Raw genomic sequence first — 272 nt, 5'->3', positions numbered from 1 at the left:
CACCAAAAACGTGCGCCACGCGATCGTGGCGATCATCGCCCCGGTGATCTCCCCGGCCAGAAACCGTGCCCCCACTTTGCGGAGACGGTCGCGCAAGGTCACGGCCAAATCGATCAATCCGAGCGCCTTGCCCGCACTGACAGTCAACGCACACGACACAACCGCTCCAGCAGCCTCGGAGTCATCGATGACGTCGCGCTCCCGAAGCTCACCAGTGCACGCACGCCGATGCACCTCCGCGACCGCCGCCAGCTTGCGGGCCTCCGCAGCCG

At 66.5% G+C, this 272-nt stretch carries 1 protein-coding gene; it reads right to left on the bottom strand.

The window, feature by feature from the left end; all coding sequences use genetic code 11:
* Nucleotides 1–272, bottom strand: a 272-nt coding sequence (locus ACAG24_RS29530; protein WP_374150824.1) for a DUF222 domain-containing protein, incomplete at both ends; no start/stop codon positions are given.

Source organism: Mycobacterium bulgaricum (assembly GCF_041287165.2).
GTDB classification, from domain to species: Bacteria; Actinomycetota; Actinomycetes; order Mycobacteriales; family Mycobacteriaceae; genus Mycobacterium; species Mycobacterium bulgaricum.
This window is presented reverse-complemented; position numbering and strand designations above follow the sequence as displayed.